We start from the raw sequence: 17045 nt of genomic DNA on the forward strand, positions 1-17045 counted from the left end.
GGCCGGATGGGTCGCCTGCTCGATCGTCGAGGCCAGGGCGACGGGCTCAACCTGCGGGGTGTGCTGCCCGGCAGCCGAGGTGATGGCGGCGAGGGCGGCCACGGCCAGGGTGGCGGATCCGGCAGTACGCGCGACCGCCTTGGCTCTACTGGACTTGATGGACATGCGAAGTGGTTCCTACTCTGGGTTTCGGCCGTTGCCGGCCTGCAGCAGGCAGCACTGAACAGCGCTGACACCGTTGTGGTGGCTCGCCCGGGTGCTGGATGCTGTTGGGCTCAGAAAAGGGGGAGACTCTGACTCCCCGCTGATACGACGCGACTCAGCGGTTGCCGGGTGGCGCGGCGACGCGAGAGATGTTCACGCCCGCGGCGGCAAACGCTGCGACTGTGGCGCCGGGTGGCGCGACAAGCTCGGTCGTATTCCGCATAGCGTTGACACCTCCTCGTGTGTAATCCGGACATGCGGTCCGATAACCAACGAGGTCACAGGATGATTGCGGTAGGTTAACGTAAACCTAACTGAAGATGAACAGATAATGTTTCTAGGGCCGTTTGCCCACGATCCGCACTCGCTATCAAGCTCTGAGCGGGGAGTTTGATTGATAGCGACGAGTGCGCCAGATCACAGAAAAAGTTAGCGTGTCGTGATGAAAAGACCCGATTTGTCCGGTTTTCAGCCCTCTTCGGACACGGCTGAATAACGAAAAAGCCGGACCCTCGAACGGAGTCGAGGATCCGGCAATCAGCTGGCGATCACGCTCAGTGCACGGCGGGGATTCCCGAGGTGCTCAGGAAGCCGAGCAGATCGTGTCGGGTGATGACGCCGATCGGCTTGCCGTCCTCGACGACCATCAGCGCATCGGTGGACTCGAGCTCCTTGGTCACCGCCGACACCGGCTCGCCGGAACCGATCAGCGGGAACGAGGGGCTCATATGCTTCGACACCGGATCGGTGAGATGTGCGCGACCCTCGAACACCGCCGAGAGCAGATCACGCTCGCTGACGCTGCCGGCCACCTCACCGGCCATCACCGGCGGCTCCGCGCCCACCACGGGCATCTGCGACACGCCGTACTCGCGCAGGATCTCGATGGCGTCGCGCAACGTCTCCTGGGGATGGGTGTGCACCAGATCGGGAATTGCCCCGGATTTGCCACGCAGGAGGTCGCCAACGGTCGGCTCGGCGGTACTGCCGTCCAGACGGGACTGCAGGAAACCGTAGGAACTCATCCACTGATCGTTGAAGATCTTCGACAGATAGCCGCGGCCGCCGTCGGGCAGCAGCACCACCACGACCGCGTTCGGATCGCGCTCGGCCACACGCAACGCCGCCACCACGGCCATACCGCAGGACCCGCCGACCAGCAGGCCCTCCTCGCGGGCCAGGCGGCGGGTCATCTCGAAGGAGTCCGCATCGGAGACCGCGATGATCTCGTCCGGAATCGCCGGATCGTAGGCACTGGGCCAGAAATCCTCGCCGACGCCCTCGACCAGGTACGGCCGGCCGGTGCCGCCGGAATACACCGAACCCTCGGGATCCGCGCCGACGATCGCGACCTTGCCGCCGGAGACCTCCTTGAGGTACCGGCCGGTGCCGGTGATGGTGCCGCCGGTGCCGACACCCGCGACGAAGTGCGTCACCTTGCCCTCGGTATCGCGCCAGATCTCCGGGCCGGTGGTCTCGTAGTGGCTGGCCGGACCGCCGGGGTTGGAGTACTGATCCGGCTTCCACGCCCCCGGGATCTCGCGCACCAGACGATCGGAGACCTGGTAGTAGCTGTCCGGATGCTCGGGCGGGACGGCCGTCGGGCACACCACGACCTCCGCACCGTAGGCGCGCAGCACGTTCCGCTTGTCCTCGCTGACCTTGTCCGGGCAGACGAAAACGCATTTGTAGCCGCGCTGCTGAGCGACCAGCGCCAGGCCGACACCGGTGTTGCCGGAGGTCGGCTCGACGATCGTGCCGCCCGGCTTCAGCAGGCCCTGCTCCTCGGCGGCCTCGATCATCTTGACCGCGATGCGATCCTTGGAGCTGCCGCCCGGGTTCAGATATTCGATCTTGGCCGCCACCAGGCCGGACTCGGGCCCCACCACCGAGTTCAGCCGAACGAGCGGAGTGTTGCCGATCAGCTCGACGACGTGATTCGCGATGCGCATGCCGCCCATCGTTCCAGAAGTAACCGACAGTGTTGCTGTGACCCCGCAGTCATCGCACTCATACCTTTGAAAGCGCGCGTCGGGGGCACTCGACAACGAACTCCCCTATCATCTCGGGCGTGAGGATGCCTCAGACCGCCCGCAATGCCGCAATCGTGCTCGGTTCCCTCGGGGCCGCGGCCGCGATCGCGTCGTCCGCTGTCGCGGGCGCACAAACCACCGAATTCCCGCAGACGCCCAGCTTGTTCCACGGCGGAGTCTGCGGAGGAAATATCCGGACCTGGGCCGATACCAGCCCCGATTACGCCGGCCGGGCCGTGTTCAACGTCCAGGCCCGGGCCATCCAGGGCGTCGGCTCCGGCTCGTACCCGTTGGCCCCGCTGTGCAACGTGAACACCACCGTCGCCTGGCGCAATCTGAACACCGGCGCCGCCGGCCAGTGGCGGGTGAACGTCGTCTCGGGCATCTACGGCAGCATTCTCTACGCCGTCTACCAGAACACCGGTCCCGGCCGCATCGACGTCACCGTCACCACCGACAGCCTGAGCACGCCCAGCCACGGCACGTTCGACGTCCCGGCCCCTCCGGGACACTGACCACAGCACCCACTCGCTCGGCGCACCCCGTCCACTCGGACGGGGTGCGTTTGTCTATGTGGTGTGGGCGCGCCGGCACGAACCGGGAATCGGACACGCACACGGTCGCGGAACCCGCACCTGCCAAAGGCCGTTGAGAGGGGTGCGAGTTCCGGCAAAGAGTGCGGCTGACATTTCGAGAGGTGCTCGCGGGCAGTTGATGGTGCACGATAGATGCGAACGGCCGAGCAGGCCGATGAACAGGGACGAAACCGATAACGAGGACGGAGAGGCACTGCCGTGGTAAAAGGCTGGCGCACATTCGCGGTGACGAGTGCCGCGACAGTCGTTGCGGGTTCCGGGGCCGGAACCGCCTCGTGGGCGACCTACCGCCTGCTGATGTCACAGGCGCAGGCCGCGCGCACGCTGATCGGGCGGGACACCGCCAAACCCCCTGAAGCAGACGGTATCTACACCGCCGGATGCGCCGCACCCGAATCATGGCGCACCGGAACGCCTTTCGACATCCATCTGATGATCTTCGGCGATTCCACCGCCGCCGGAGTCGGCTGCCACAGCGCCGAGGAGGTGCCCGGGGTGCGGATCGCCCGCGGTGTCGCCGAGGCGACCGGGGGTCGAATCCGCCTGAGCACCAAGGCCATTTCGGGTGCCACCTCGAAAGGCCTTGCCGGACAGGTGGATGCGATGTTCGTGGCCGGTCCGCCACCGGACATCGCGGTCATCCTGGTCGGCGCGAACGACGTCACGAAGAAGCATTCGGTGCTGCAGTCCGCGCATCGATTGGGCAGCGCGGTCGAGCGCCTGCACAAGGCCGGAAGTGTCGTCGTGGTCGGCACCTGCCCGGACCTGGGCACGGTGGCGGCGATCCCGCAGCCGCTGCGCACCCTCGTGCACGGCTGGAGCGTCCGGCTCGCCCGAGCCCAGGTTGCGGCGACCCGGTCCGCGGGCGGATGCGCGGTGCGGATGGGTGATCTGCTGGGCCGCGATTTCCGCAGCACACCCGAGGTCCTGTTCTCCGCCGACGGTTTCCACCCCTCGGCCGCGGGATACGAACTGGCGGCCGGATATCTGCTGCCCGCGGTCCTGCGCGAAATCGCCGATCGGCGGACACACGCCGTGGCCACGGCCCGGACGGATAACCACCACCGAGCAGGCGCGTCGTCACCGACCGGTTGACCGGGGCGAATAGGCGGCGGGTGCAGGCCGGATCACCGCATACCGGAATACGGCATACCGGGTGTAGGTTCCCCGATCCCGGCGACGTAAGTTCGGAGGGGAATTCCGCACTCGAGTACCGAATGACCGCCCGGTCGTTCACTCGCCCGACAAAGGAGTCCTCATGCCAGAGGCCGTCATCGTTTCCTTCGCCCGCTCCCCCATCGGCCGCGCGGGCAAGGGTTCCCTCGTGAGCATGCGTCCGGACGACCTCGCCGCGCAGATGGTCCGCGCCGCCCTGGACAAGGTCCCGGCGCTGGATCCGACCCAGATCGACGACCTGATGCTCGGCAGTGGTCAGCCCGGCGGCGAGGCCGGTTTCAACATGGCCAAGGTCGTCGCCACCCAGCTGGGTTACGACTTCCTGCCCGGCGTCACCCTGAACCGGTACTGCTCCTCCTCGTTGCAGACCACCCGCATGGCGTTGCACGCGATCAAGGCCGGTGAGGGCGATGTGTTCATCTCCGCCGGCGTCGAGACCGTCTCCCGCTTCCCGAAGGGCACCTCGGACGGCTGGCCCGACACCCACAACGGCCAGTTCGCCGAGGCCGAGGCCCGGACCGTCAAGCGGGCCGAGGGAGGTTCCGGCGGCTGGACCGATCCGCGCGAGAGCGGCGAGCTGCCCGACATCTACATCGCGATGGGCCAGACCGCCGAGAACGTCGCCCAGTTCACCGGGATCTCCCGCGAGGAGCAGGACCACTGGGGCGTGCGGTCGCAGAACCGGGCCGAGGAGGCCATCAAGGCCGGGTTCTTCGAGCGCGAGATCACCCCGGTGACCCTGCCGGACGGCACCGTCGTCTCCACCGACGACGGCCCGCGCCCCGGCACGACCTACGAGAAGATCTCCCAGCTCAAGCCGGTCTTCCGTCCCGACGGCACGGTTACCGCCGGTAACGCCTGCCCGCTCAACGACGGTGCCGCGGCGCTGGTCATCATGAGCGATACCAAGGCCAAGGAGCTGGGCCTGACCCCGCTGGCGCGCATCGTGTCCACCGGCGTGTCGGGTCTGTCCCCGGAGATCATGGGCCTGGGCCCGATCGAGGCCGTGCGCAAGGCGCTGAAGATCGCCGGCAAGACCATCGACGACATCGACCTCTACGAGATCAACGAGGCCTTCGCCGTGCAGGTGCTGGGCTCGGCCCGCGAGCTGAAGATGGACCTGGACAAGCTGAACGTCTCCGGCGGCGCGATCGCCCTCGGCCACCCGTTCGGCATGACCGGCGCCCGCATCAGCGCCACCCTGATCAACAACCTGCAGACCCACGACAAGCAGTTCGGCCTCGAGACCATGTGCGTCGGCGGCGGCCAGGGCATGGCGATGGTGCTGGAGCGCCTGAGCTAGACCGCGCCTGCCTGAATTCCGGAAGATAAACCGGGACAACGCATTTCGACGAAGGGCGACCGCTTCGAGCGGGCGCCCTTCGCCATGCTCGGACAGCTCGTCACCACGCTCACTTAGCCCTTCGATACACTCGGCCGACGCGCCGAAACGCTCGAGCAACGCCTCGCCCACACGGCTGAGCACTCACCTCACGCGATGGCCGAGGCGAGGAAGTCCCGAACCAAAGGGCTTGCGATGGAACGGAATTCCTCGAAGTACGCATGCCGCGCGCCGGGGATCAGCTCGAGGCGCGCGCCCGGAATTCGTTCGGCGAGCAGCGGCGCGTTCGCCGCGGGGTTGAACCGGTCGTCCGCACCGTGCACGACAAGAGTCGGCGCGGTGATGGTGGGCAACACATCCCACGCGTCGTGCCGGTGACTCGCGATCAGATGACGACGTTGCGCATAGGAGGGCATCGCCGGATCGCCGAGCGTCTGATACGGCCCGATGGTGTGGGCCAGCCAGTCCGGTGTGTACATCAGATCCAGCAGCGTCTGTCGCGCGGTGGCCGGATCGGCGAGCAGACGGCGGATGTCGTTTCCGCGATCCGCGCCGTGGCGCCCGCCCGGTGACGTACAGCCCAGCACGAGGGCACGCACGCGTCCGGGATATTCCGCCGCGATCCACTGCGCTACCCGCCCGCCCATCGACGTGCCGTACACATCGGCCCGATCGATCCCCAGCTCGTCCAGCACCGCGATCGCATCCTCGGCGAATCCCCTTGTGCTGTAGGGAATATCAGGCTTATCGCTGTCACCGGTACCGCGATAGTCGAACGTGACGGTGCGATGCGATCCGTGGAAGTCCTCGCGAATGCCGTCCCACCAGTGATGATTGTTGGACTGCCCGGACAGCAGCAGCAACGGAAATCCGTCACCCTCGCCCTGACAGGCGAGACGAACCCCGTCACCGGCCTCCGCGTAGGGCATCGCTGATCCCCTTCCTCACGCATACGAAAATCGGCCGACCGCCAACAATACTGTGCGCGATCAGTCGATCTCCCCGAGCAGGTCCCCGCGCTGTCACATGGTTCACCGGCAGTTGGAGTCCGACGGTTCGCCCCTCTGCAGAAAATTCGCCACGTCGTCGCGGCGTGGACAACGCGAGCAAAGGCATGGACAGCGCGAGCAAAGCGGAACTCGCCGCACCGATGAGTTCGAGCGCCCCTCCGGATCTATATCAGTGACCGCTACGGATTCGAAGGAGTACGACATGGACAGAACAGTGGTGGTGCGATACCGGACCCGCGAGGACGCCAGGGCGGAGAATCGGCGGCTGATCGAGGAGGTATTCGCGCAGTTGACTCGCGAGCAGCCCGCGGAGGTGACCTATTCCGCGTTCGAGCTGGGCGATTCGGGGCAGTTTGTGCACACCGCGACGGCCGCCGATGGCGCGCTGTCGCAGCTCGACGCTTTCCAGCGGTTCCAGCGCGATATCGGATCGCGGGTCGTGACGGGGCCCGAAGCGGAGACGGCGACGGTGATCGGCGCCTATCGCCCCGTCCCGGCGAGCGTGCCCGTCGCGGTGGCGTTCGTCGAGGCATTCGGGCGCCGGGATCTGCCGACCGTCACCGGCATGCTGCATGAGGACGTCGTATTCGACAGTCCCCGAACGCATCTCACCGGTGTCGCGGACGTGTCCGCCGCCATCGGGGAGTTCGCCGCGGCGGTGACCGGGGTGGACGTCCTCGACGCGTTCGGCGACGACGACCGCGCGCTGGTCGTCTACGACATGCACACCGGCCCATTCGGCACATTGCGCACCGTCGACCACATCACCGTGCGTGGCTCTCGAATCGCCTCCGACACAGTGGTTTTCGATACCGCGCGGTTGCCGCGGTGACCACCGAGACGTTCGATGTCGCCGCACAGCGCTATCGCACCGAACTGTTCGCCTACTGCTACCGCATGCTCGGCTCGCCGCACGACGCCGACGACGCGGTTCAGGAAACCTATCTGCGCGCCTGGCGGGGTTACGACGGATTCCAGGGCCGCGCATCGCTGCGGACCTGGCTGTACCGGATCGCCACCCACACCTGTCTGCGGGCGATCGAACGCCGGGCGCGTCGCGCGTATCCGTCCGGGCTGGGTGGACCGGTGACCGACCCGACCGGGCCGTTGCAGTCGCGTCGAGCCGAAATCGCCTGGGTGGAACCAGTTTCCGATGCCGAGCTGGACCCGGCGGAGGTGGCGGCGGCCCGGCACACCCTGCGGCTGGCCTTCATCGCCGCGCTGCAGCATCTACCCGGTCGCCAGCGCGCGGTGCTGATCCTGCGCGAGGTGCTGATGTTCCGCGCCGACGAGGTCGCCGATCTGCTCGGCACCACCACGGCCGCGGTCAACAGCGCACTGCAACGGGCGCGGGCGCAGCTGGCCAAGACCGCGCCGCACGGTTACGACCTGACCGAACCGCAGGATGCCCGGCGTCGCACCCTGCTCGATCGCTATGCCGCCGCGTTCACCCGCGCCGATATCGACGGTCTGGTGGAGATCCTCGCCGAGGACGCGGTGTTCGAGATGCCGCCGGTGCCGTCCTGGTTCCGCGGACGCGAGCACATCGCGCGCTTCCTGCGGACCCGGCTCACCGAACCGGACGGCCGATATCTGGCCCCCGCCGCCGCGAACGGCCAACCGGCCTTCGGCCTCTACACCCGCGGCCACGGGGGCGTGCACCGCGCGCACGCACTACAGCTGCTGACCCTCGGCCCGGCCGGGATCGCGCGCATCGACATGATCCACGACCCCACCCTGTTCCCCCGCGTCGGACTGCCCCATCTGGCGCCCGGCGACACCGCACCCGATTCCGTTCCAGCGCAAGAAAAGAGCACATCATGCATCTCCTGACCGGCGTCACCGGGCTGTCCGGTTCCATCGTCGTCCGGGAATTCGCCCGGCAGGCGGTTCCGGTTCGCGTCCTGGTCCGCGATCCGGACGCCGCACCCTGGTTGCGCGAGCTCCCGAACGTCCAGGTCGTGCGCGGCGATATGACCGTGGCCGAGTCACTGACCGCCGCGTTCGACGGCATCGACCGCGCGCTGATGATCTCCTCGCCGCGCGGCGACATGGTCCGAACCCAGTGCCGCTTCATCGATGCCGCCGCCGCGGCCGGGGTCCGGCACATCGTCAAGTTCAGCGGGAAGGAGTCGGGAACGACCTTCGATCCGCAGGCATTCCGCGGCACCCGCTGGCATCTCGAGATCGAGAATTATCTGGAGAATTCCGGACTGGCCTGGACGCATCTGCGCCCCAGCCAGTTCATGCAGCTCTATCTCCCGGGCACACTCACCGGAGTGGATGCGAAACGCCGGGCGCTGGTCATGCCGATCGGGCAGAGTCGGCTCGCGCCGGTCGACATCGCCGATATCGCAAGGGTGGCGGTGGCGATGATGGGAGCCGACGGGATCGAGGGGCGGGCGTTCGACATGACCGGGCCCGAGGCGCTGACCATGTCCGAGATCACGGATCGGATCAGTGCGGCCACCGGCCGCGCGTTCGGCTACGAAGAGGTGACACTCGAGCGCAAACGCGCGCTGCATACCGCCGAGGGGTTGCCGCCGGAGGTCGTGGATCTGCTCGAGGAGATCTATCGCGGCCGCTACGCCTCACCGGAGTCGCAGGTGAATCTGTCCACCCATCACGAATTCGGTGTGGAACCGACCAGCTTCGCGGATTTCGCGCGTCGGCACGCGGCCGACTTCACCGCGGAGGCGGCGGCCTGACCGCGACGCCGCGAACAGACGCCCGGGAATGCGAACGGGTGGCCGCCTATTCGGCGACCACCCGTTACTCGGATCTCAGTGCGAGACCGCGCTAATTGCGTTGCAGGTAGCTCAGCAGGCGCAGGATCTCGATGTACAGCCAGACCAGGGTGACGGTCAGGCCGAGAGCCACGCTCCAGGCCGCGCGCTCCGGCGCACCGGCGCGGATGAGCTGATCGGCGGCGTCGAAGTCCAGCAGGAAGCTGAACGCCGCGATACCGATCACGATGAGGCTGAACACGATCGACAGCGGGCCGCCGTCGCGCAGGCCGAAGCCGCCGGGGGTGAAGAAGCTCGCGATCACGTTGCCGACCACCAGGACCAGCACGCCGATCATGGCGGCCACCATCATGCGGGTGAATCGCGGCGTGACGCGGATCGCGCCGGTCTTGTAGACCACGAGCATGCCGAAGAACACGCCGAAGGTGCCGAGCACGGCTTCACCGATGAGGCTCGCCCCGCCGACGCCGCCGAACTTCACATTGGTGAAGACGAACGACAGCGCACCCAGGAACAGCCCCTCGAAGGCGGCGTAACTCAGCACGATGGCCGGGTTGTCCTGTTTGCGGCCGAAGCTCGCGACCATCACCAGAATGAAGCCGACCAACCCGCCGACGCCGACGAAAAGGCCTGCGAGGCCGTTGTTCATCGAGGTCAGGGCGTAGGAGATGATCGCCATGACGGTCACCACGCCGAGCGTGATGCCGGTCTTGGTCACCACATCGTCGATGGTCATCGGCCGGGTGGCCGGTGCCTGCTGATACGGCTGCTGCTGGTAGGGCTGCTGATAAGGCTGGCCGTACTGGTCGAATTGCGTGGCACCGGCAGTCGGCGAACCGAACCCGGCGTAGCCGCCGCCGCGCTGCTGTTGCGGCAAGTTTCTGAAGATCGGGTTGCTTGTTGTGCGCACCGTTCTCGTGCCTTTCCGGAAGTCGCGGTCCACGGCGATCGTGGCCGTTCTGAGTATCCAACGTGTCGCGGGGAAGACAAGTTCCCAACCGGACAGAAATCGGACAAAACAGACTGTACCGGCTGAAAAATCCGCGCGCACGAAACCTAGTCCGCGCGCGGGTCCCGCATCCCTCGTACAGATCGAGTCACCGTGAACTTCCGGTTGCGTCCCACCACGTCGGTCATCCCGACGAAACGCTCCACCACACCCCGGTAGTTCAGGTGTGAATTGTAGACAGTCCAGAGCTCTCCGCCCGGTCGCAGCACGCGCCCTGTCTCGGTGAACATCTTGATCGCCGATCCGGTGTGCACCGCGGCTCCGACATGGAACGGCGGATTGCACAGCACCAGATCCGCGCTGTTGTCCGGCACGGCCGACATCGCGTCGTCGCGCACCACCCGCACCCGATCCGCGACGCCGTTCACCGTCGCGGTCGCCCGCGCCGAGGCCACCGCCGCCGCGGACTGGTCGGTGCCGATCACCGTCATGTGCGGGCGCGCCTTGGCCAGCGCGACCGCGAGAATCCCGGTGCCGCAACCCAGATCGATCGCATCGCGGGCGTCGGGTTTCATCCGCCGCAGATGTTCGATCAGGAATCGCGTGCCGATGTCCAGGCGCGGACCGGAGAACGCGGCACCGTGCGCGACCACCTCGAGCTCCAGCTCGCCGAGCTGTTTGCGAATCGGATACGGCGGCTCGCCCACTGCTCTGGGCCCGCGCGCCAACAGAATCCGCGACTTCTGCCGCCCCCGGCTGGCCTGCACCGACGAAAACGATTCAGCCAGAACCTCGTTCATCGCCGGGGTCAGGTACTTGTCCCGGGCGCCCGCGTACACCTGTACCTCGGGATCTGCGTAACGGGCTATGGCATCGGCGATTTCGGCCAATCCGGACAATGCTCGCGGCAATCGCAGCAGCACCACCCGCACACCGTCCAGCAGTTCGCGATCGAGCGCGTGCGTGGTGTAGCGGTCGGCGAGCGCGACCGTACGAGCGTTGTGCGACAACGCGAGCTCGCCGGTGAGCAGATCCTGATGCACCCGCACACCGCGCAGATCGTGTGCGGCGATGGCGCCCAGCGTGAGCGCGCCGTACCCGTCGTCCACCACCGCGACCCGGCCGTGCCCCGCCGCGGCCAGCGCGTCGGCCGCGGCATCGAGAATCAGCCGGTCGGCGGCATCGACCGCGTAGAGGTTCACCGCTTCCACGTCGGGGTATCGCCGCAACCGGCCCAGTACGTCGTCGACCTCGTGCACCCCTACAGTGTGCTAGATCGTTGCCATGCCGTCGCGCCGACCCCGGCAGTTGACCCCTCCACCATCCGCCCCATACGTAACAGCCGAGCATGGATCGCGGCCGGACGATACGCGTCGGCACAGGGTTGCTGACCCGAAGCTGGGGACCGCGAAGCATTTCGCCGCACAACCCTCGGCAGATCGTGCCGACCGTATCGTCCCGGCCACGTGAACGGAAACTGATCGCTGCACACATCTCTCCGAAGGCATTGCCGCACAACACTGTTGGCCACGAAACTCACTATTGCCGAACGTCTTGCCGCTCAGTAGGCTGACTTCCGAACGCATCATCACGTTCGGGGGGATTCTGGTCGGCCGAAAGATCCGGCGTGCCAAATCATTTGCCCGAACCCGTCGGACAGTGGGGGGATTTCACATGAGCAGCGATTCGCTGACGACCGGAGCGAGCACGGCCACAGAGGCCGATCAGCCGTACTTCGATCCGATCGCGTACGGCACCGGCCCCGACGACAACGTCACCGACACCGCCGAGACGGCCGCCGTCACCCATCACACGATCACCCTCGGCGGCCGCGAAATCGCCTATACGGCAACGGCGGGACACCTCGTCACGGTCGATCCGGGCACCTCGCGGCCCAACGCGAAGATCTTCTACGTCGCCTTCACCCAGGACGCTCGGTCCGAGACGGCACGTCCGTTGACGTTCTGCTACAACGGCGGCCCGGGATCCTCGGCCGTATTCGTCCTGCTCGGTTCGTTCGCCCCACGGCGGATCAAGACGAATATGCCCGATTACACCCCGCCCGCGCCGTACGCGATGGAGGACAATCCGGACAGTCTGCTCGACAAGACGGATCTGGTATTCATCAACCCGGTCGGCACCGGATATTCCGCCGCGATCGCACCGCACAAGAACAGCGAATTCTGGGGCGTCGACCAGGATGCCGATTCGCTCAAACAGTTCGTCAAACGCTATCTCACCGAGAACAATCGCTGGAATTCCCCGAAATTCCTGTACGGCGAGTCCTACGGCACCGCGCGCAGCTGCGTACTCGCCTACCGATTGCACGAGGACGGCGTCGACCTCAACGGCATCACGCTGCAATCCTCGATTCTGGACTACGCCACGTCGAGCGATCCGATCGGCCTGTTGCCCACGGCCGCGGCAGACGCCTGGTACCACAAGAAGGTCTCGATCACACCCGTGCCGACCGATCCGGCCGCCTTCGTCGAGGAGGTGGAGAAATTCGCGTCCGGTGATTACGCGGCGGCGCTGAAGGCGTTTCCGAAGGCAGATCCGGCGGTGGTCACCAAGCTGTCCGAATACACCGGCATCGACGTCGCGACGCTGACCTCGTGGAAGTTGGCCATCAACTACAGGTTCCTGACGACCCTCTTGCAGGACCGCGCACTCGCCCTCGGCGCCTACGACGGCCGCGTGACCGGCATCGATTCGGGCATCGCCGGAAAGGTCGATCCCGCGGCGGGCAGCAACGATCCGACGATGGCGGCCGTCTCCGGCGTCTACACCGCGATGTGGAATTCCTATCTGAACGAGCAGTTGAAATTCACCTCGAATTCGGAATACACCGCCCTGAACTCACAGGTTTTCGAACACTGGGATTTCTCGCACACCGACCCCACCGGCGTCAAGCAGACCGGCCCGTTGAACACCGCCGCCGATCTCGCCGCACTGATGGCGATCAATGTCGATCTACGAGTGTTGTCCGCCAACGGATTCTACGATTTCGTGACTCCCTGCTACCAGACCGTCCTCGATCTACAGCAGATGCCGCTGGAGGATGCTCGGGTGCGCAAGAATCTGACGATCCGCTTCTACCCGTCGGGCCACATGGTGTACCTCGACGGCAATTCGCGCACCGCACTCAAACAAGACCTCGCCCAGTTGTACGACACCGCGACAGGCGATACGGGCGCGGTGAACCGCGTTCTGGCGCTCCAGCAGAACAAGGGTTAGGTTGCAGCCGCTCAGTCCATGATCGCAGCGTGGGCAGGGGTGGTCGCCACACGTCCCTTCTGCAGCAACATGATCTCGACGTCCCGGCGCAAGACAAAGGTGCACTGAGCGCGCACCCGGACTCGGCCACGTCGTTGTGGCGACGCCGCGCCGTCACGGAACCCGCCGACGATGTTCACGATTCCGGGTATACGGGCAGGGGGTATCCAGTGGTCGCTACACTGTTCGCGTGAGCCGTCGGCCCGAAGATCTCGCCACCGGATGCGTCCGGGTGGCGGGCCTGCTCATGCTGTTGATCGGGATCGTGGTGATGCACATTTTCGTCGCCGCGCACGCATCGGCACATTCATCCGAACACCTTGCGGCACAGTCGAATTCCCAGCACTCGCCGGCGAAGTTCGACGAACCCACTGCCCGATTCACCCCTGACCTGTACCGAGGCCACGCGGCCATCTCCGCCGTAACACCGGCCGCAGCCGACATCTCTGCCACACCACGGGCCGCGGCCGATATACCGGCGATGAATCCTCGGGTGACGACCGCAACTGCCACCCGCCTCGCCCCCGATTCCCACCACCACCGATCGACGATCACCGAGGCAGACGCATCGGAATCGATGGCGAACCCGGGGACGACCGCCGCGCGGCATGATCCGGCAAGCATGATGGCGGCACCAGCCTCGATGATGCCCGGCGGTCATATGGATATGGGGTGCGCGAACGACTGCTGCGTGATGCGCGGCGGGATGCATGCCTGCGTGTTCATCCTCACCGCGCTCGTGCTGCTGCTGGGGCTGGCGTTTCTGGGCCGGGTCGGTGACGACGCGGCCGTGTCCACGCGAACGGTGCGCGGATGGGCGGCCCGGCATGCCCGTCCGCCACCCTGGACGACACCCTCTCTGGCCGAATTGTCGATTCTGCGGATCTGATGGACCGCCGTGTCGGCGTGACATCGCCACGCGGACACGGGTTTTCCGGACTCCAGTTCAGACCGTCGCAATTCTCCCCAGGAGTACAACCATGTCCACCTCACGTGCACGAATCACCCTGGCCGGTACCGGAATCGCCGTGGCCCTGCTCATCGCGGGCTGTAGCAGTGATTCTGGGAGTTCCGGCTCCGGCGCGGCCACCCCGATGGCCGATATGCCGGGGATGAGCCACAGCACCGCGAGCTCGACAGCACCCACTCGCACCGATTTCGATGCCGCCGACGTGACCTTTCTGCAGATGATGTACCCGCATCACGCGCAGGCGGTCGAGATGGCCGAGATGGTGCCGAGCCGGTCGCAGAATCAGCAGCTCATCGCGCTGGCATCGAAGATCCGGGCGGCACAGGCACCTGAGATGACGAAATTCGCCGATCTGCTGCGCAGCTTCGGCAAACCGGCCCCGTCGACCACGATGGATCATCCGATGGACGGCGTGATGTCGCAGGATCAGATGACGGCGCTGCAGAAGGCGTCGGGTGCGGACTTCGACAAGATGTGGTTGCAGATGATGATCGAGCATCACAAGGGTGCGGTCACCATGTCCGACGCCGAGTTGGCGAATGGCAGCAATGCCGAGGTCAAGGCGCTGGCACAGGGCATCATCACCGCCCAGCAGGCGGAGATCACACAGATGCAGGGCATGCTGAAGAGCTGATCGGACACTCGAAGGAAGGTCCCCCGCAACCGGGACCTTCGTTCGAGTGCGTCATCGGCGCCCGCTCGTGCTCGGCCTACCGGGCACGAGCGGCTCGATCAGCTGCCGATGACGGCGTTCATGATGGTTCCTGCGCTGGTGGCGACACCGCCCCCGATCATCGCGCCCGCCACCATCTTCGGCGACTCGAGATTGCCACCGTTCCACTTCTCCCAGGCGAATTTGCCGCCGCCGTAGGTGACGGCCGTGACGCCGGAGAGCAGTACGAACCAGGTGAAATACCGGACCAACTTGAGCAGCTTGTCCGCCGCCGGCGGGGTCTCCGGAGTGGGGTTGCCGACCTGGGCAAGCACAGTCGTATACATCTCGTGTGCGGCGAGAACCATGCTCACGTTCGTTGTCCTCTCGGGATGCTGAGGTGATGCTGGTGTGACCACCCGCCCGAATGTCGCTCAGAAGCGGCGGGAGCATGCAGGTAGAACTCGTCGAACATCTCCATTGAACCGCATTTGCCAGCCTCCGCGCAGGCGGACACACGAAATCGCCCGGCAGACGCACCCGAACCGCCGCTCACCCGGCGCGTCGCACGACGGCGAAGCTCTCAGCACTGCGAGGAGTGCGGGCTCGGCCGCCCGGAACTCAGGCGCGGCGGGCCACGCCCACCGGTCGATTGCGGTCTCCACCTCACCACACCTCGAGCCGGGGTCATCGAGGTTCGGACTGTCACCTCACGCCCGCGCCGGAGCAGGATCCGGGTGCGGGTTCGGAACGGGTGGCAACTGAGCTCCGGCGACGCGGGCGACCTCCGGGTGACGTGCTGGCCTATCGAGCTGCGGGACAAGCGGTTCGGGGCGGATCGGGCGAGCGGTGAGGAGGCGGGCGGTGAGACGGGCCATCGTGCGGTGGCCGCGGAGGGCTCGCCGGGTGGCAGCGACGGAACGGACCGTCCTGGTGCCGGTAGGGGCGGGGATGGCCGCGAAGCGGTCGGCGATCCAGTCGAGCATGGTGGGAATTGCGATGAACTGCAAGGGAAGATGAGTGCTGAGGCGGTCACGGAGGTAGTGGACGTGGGTGCCCGCGGCGGTGTAGCGGCCGACCAGGGCGTCGATGTCGGCGACGGCGATGATCTCGTCATTGACGCCCTGCACTATCAGCAGCGGCATATCGGGCGCCACTTCTCCCGGGCGGATGTCCGTGATGACCTCCTGCATCTCCGGCAATCCCAGCAGGGTTTCGACGTCGTGATCCGAATGCCTGCCGACGTCCCGGCCCGCCAGCCGCACGAGCAGCGGAAGAGTCAGGCCCACTTCGGCTTTCGCGAGCATATCGAGGTATCGCGCGCGCACCCGCGCGCGTGCGACCGGCTCCAGTTGCGGATAGGCGCGCCGCAGCCCGGCCAGGAAGACCATCGCGAATCCGGCGAACAACGTGCCGTTCATCCGCACGAATGCCGCACCCGGGTCGCCGACCGGCGATCCGGCCACCGCGCCGACGATCTCGAGTTCCGGCGCGTACCGCGCGGCCACTTCGGCGGTCCAGACCGTGGCCAGCCCGCCACCCGAATAACCCCACAGCGCAACGGGTGTACTCGCATCGAGGCCGAGGGGTTCGAAGGCCAGCGCGGCTCGAATACCGTCCAGCGCACGGTATCCGGGCTCGCGCGGCGCGCCGAATCGGCCGCCGAGCCCGCCGTGGTCGGGCACCGACACCGCCCACCCGCGTGCCAGCGCCGCGGCGACGAGCGGCATCTCCAACTGCGGAATCGCCCCGAGTGCCCGGGCTCCCCGCCGCAACGCATACGACGGAAAGCATTGCGGCGCAATCGCATCGATCGCACACTGAAACGACACCAGTGGGCGTCGCCGATCCGGCGTCGCCCCGCGAGGCAGCAGCACGGTGGTCACCGACGCCTCGGGCTCACCGTTGAGATCACAACTGCGATACAGCAGCTGCCAAGCCGAAACCCGCAGCGGCACAATGCCGAACACGGCGAGCTCGACCACGCGGCTGCGCAGCAGCGCCCCGGGCGGACGGTGTTCGAATCCGGCGGGCGGGCGGTAGAACGGATCACGATCGGGCCGCAACGGCCGAAACCCACTCACAACCGA

Annotated in this window: 15 protein-coding genes; 9 read left to right on the forward strand and 6 right to left on the reverse strand. The window is 66.5% G+C overall.

Annotated features, from left to right (window positions below; genetic code table 11):
* Nucleotides 1-758 precede the first annotated feature (758 nt).
* Complete coding sequence (locus tag NM2_RS18595) at nucleotides 759-2156, reverse strand: cystathionine beta-synthase (protein WP_067670523.1); 1398 nt, start codon at nucleotides 2154-2156, stop codon at nucleotides 759-761.
* Nucleotides 2157-2281: 125 nt separating this feature from the next.
* On the opposite strand from NM2_RS18595, the gene NM2_RS18600 reads away from it, so the two are divergent.
* The 3 genes from NM2_RS18600 (at nucleotide 2282) to NM2_RS18610 (ending at nucleotide 5312) form a co-directional block, all read left to right on the forward strand.
* Nucleotides 2282-2752, forward strand: coding sequence for a hypothetical protein (locus NM2_RS18600; RefSeq protein ID WP_245718113.1), 471 nt, complete (start codon nucleotides 2282-2284; stop codon nucleotides 2750-2752).
* A 279-nt stretch (nucleotides 2753-3031) separates the two neighbouring features.
* Entirely contained in the window at nucleotides 3032-3928 is an 897-nt protein-coding gene (locus tag NM2_RS18605) for an SGNH/GDSL hydrolase family protein (protein WP_245718101.1), read from the forward strand.
* A gap of 163 nt (nucleotides 3929-4091) precedes the next feature.
* Complete coding sequence (locus NM2_RS18610) at nucleotides 4092-5312, forward strand: acetyl-CoA C-acetyltransferase (protein ID WP_067670290.1); 1221 nt, start codon at nucleotides 4092-4094, stop codon at nucleotides 5310-5312.
* A 188-nt stretch (nucleotides 5313-5500) separates the two neighbouring features.
* Here the strand turns inward: NM2_RS18610 and NM2_RS18615 are convergent, their stop codons facing one another.
* A complete protein-coding gene (locus NM2_RS18615; RefSeq protein WP_067670292.1) occupies nucleotides 5501-6280 on the reverse strand; it encodes an alpha/beta fold hydrolase in 780 nt (259 codons plus the stop codon).
* Nucleotides 6281-6563: 283 nt separating this feature from the next.
* On the opposite strand from NM2_RS18615, the gene NM2_RS50230 reads away from it, so the two are divergent.
* Genes NM2_RS50230 through NM2_RS18630 form a run of 3 tightly spaced genes read left to right on the forward strand, consistent with a single transcriptional unit; the run spans nucleotide 6564 to nucleotide 9069 of the window.
* Entirely contained in the window at nucleotides 6564-7193 is a 630-nt protein-coding gene (locus NM2_RS50230) for a nuclear transport factor 2 family protein (protein ID WP_169816190.1), read from the forward strand.
* The gene (locus tag NM2_RS18625; RefSeq protein WP_067670296.1) at nucleotides 7190-8194 is read left to right on the forward strand and encodes a sigma-70 family RNA polymerase sigma factor; all 1005 of its coding nucleotides are present in this window, start codon (nucleotides 7190-7192) and stop codon (nucleotides 8192-8194) included. Before NM2_RS50230 ends, NM2_RS18625 begins: the two co-directional genes overlap by 4 nt.
* Nucleotides 8182-9069, forward strand: coding sequence for an NAD(P)H-binding protein (locus NM2_RS18630; RefSeq protein ID WP_067670298.1), 888 nt, complete (start codon nucleotides 8182-8184; stop codon nucleotides 9067-9069). Before NM2_RS18625 ends, NM2_RS18630 begins: the two co-directional genes overlap by 13 nt.
* A 91-nt stretch (nucleotides 9070-9160) precedes the next feature.
* Here the strand turns inward: NM2_RS18630 and NM2_RS18635 are convergent, their stop codons facing one another.
* Together NM2_RS18635 and NM2_RS18640 are read right to left on the reverse strand one after the other, a co-directional pair.
* The gene (locus tag NM2_RS18635; RefSeq protein ID WP_067670525.1) at nucleotides 9161-10018 is read right to left on the reverse strand and encodes a Bax inhibitor-1/YccA family protein; all 858 of its coding nucleotides are present in this window, start codon (nucleotides 10016-10018) and stop codon (nucleotides 9161-9163) included.
* A 146-nt stretch (nucleotides 10019-10164) separates the two neighbouring features.
* A complete protein-coding gene (locus NM2_RS18640) occupies nucleotides 10165-11316 on the reverse strand; it encodes a class I SAM-dependent methyltransferase (protein WP_067670300.1) in 1152 nt (383 codons plus the stop codon).
* Nucleotides 11317-11731: 415 nt separating this feature from the next.
* Here NM2_RS18640 and NM2_RS18645 point away from each other — a divergent pair, with 415 nt between their 5' ends.
* From NM2_RS18645 to NM2_RS18655, 3 genes are all read left to right on the forward strand, one after another.
* Nucleotides 11732-13294 carry a S10 family peptidase gene (locus NM2_RS18645; protein ID WP_067670302.1) on the forward strand — a complete coding sequence of 521 codons (1563 nt, stop codon included), beginning with the start codon at nucleotides 11732-11734 and terminating at the stop codon, nucleotides 13292-13294.
* Nucleotides 13295-13523: 229 nt separating this feature from the next.
* On the forward strand, nucleotides 13524-14222 hold the full coding sequence (locus NM2_RS18650; RefSeq protein ID WP_067670305.1) for a DUF6153 family protein: 699 nt from the start codon (nucleotides 13524-13526) through the stop codon (nucleotides 14220-14222).
* 91 nt (nucleotides 14223-14313) lie between these two features.
* Nucleotides 14314-14937, forward strand: a complete 624-nt coding sequence (locus NM2_RS18655; protein WP_067670307.1) for a DUF305 domain-containing protein — start codon at nucleotides 14314-14316, stop codon at nucleotides 14935-14937.
* Nucleotides 14938-15035: 98 nt separating this feature from the next.
* On the opposite strand, the gene NM2_RS18660 is transcribed toward NM2_RS18655, so the two are convergent.
* Both NM2_RS18660 and NM2_RS18665 read right to left on the reverse strand, forming a co-directional pair.
* Nucleotides 15036-15323, reverse strand: a complete 288-nt coding sequence (locus NM2_RS18660; RefSeq protein WP_067670309.1) for a hypothetical protein — start codon at nucleotides 15321-15323, stop codon at nucleotides 15036-15038.
* 342 nt (nucleotides 15324-15665) lie between these two features.
* A complete protein-coding gene (locus NM2_RS18665) occupies nucleotides 15666-17039 on the reverse strand; it encodes a lipase family protein (RefSeq protein ID WP_084531223.1) in 1374 nt (457 codons plus the stop codon).
* Between the last annotated feature and the right edge of the window lie 6 nt (nucleotides 17040-17045).

The organism is Nocardia miyunensis NBRC 108239 (genome assembly GCF_001613065.1).
Classification (GTDB): Bacteria; Actinomycetota; Actinomycetes; order Mycobacteriales; family Mycobacteriaceae; genus Nocardia; species Nocardia miyunensis.